The organism is Shewanella sp. AS1 (assembly GCF_021412565.1).
In the GTDB taxonomy this organism is placed as follows: domain Bacteria; phylum Pseudomonadota; class Gammaproteobacteria; order Enterobacterales; family Shewanellaceae; genus Shewanella.
This window is the reverse complement of record NZ_JAKCLJ010000046.1, coordinates 1-342: the sequence shown is the minus strand read 5'-3', so window position 1 is coordinate 342 and position 342 is coordinate 1. Positions and strand designations below refer to the sequence as shown.

The 342-nt window shown below is 43.0% G+C and carries 1 rRNA gene; it reads left to right on the top strand.

From position 1 onward, the window contains the following. Positions 1 to 89: ribosomal RNA gene (locus LZP69_RS15975) — 16S ribosomal RNA — on the top strand; the annotation flags it as partial. Positions 90 to 342: the final 253 nt, after the last annotated feature.

Genomic DNA, 342 nt, shown 5'->3' with positions numbered 1-342 from the left:
GGAGGGCGTTTACCACGGTGTGGTTCATGACTGGGGTGAAGTCGTAACAAGGTAGCCCTAGGGGAACCTGGGGCTGGATCACCTCCTTACCTATACGATGATTGACCCTCTGAGTGTTCACACAGATAACTTGTTCTTGTTAGAACAGTTGGCCTGTCTTTACGGCAGTGCTCGCTCTTTAAAAATTTGGAAAGCTGATAGTAATAACCGAAAGGTTATTGCGAAATAATTGAGTTCTCAAAACACACTTAAATCAAGTGCATTGAGTATTCTTTTGGCGAAAGTAGAAACCGTTAGTTGCGGTATGATTCAGATGAAACTCATTTGGGTTGTATGGTTAAG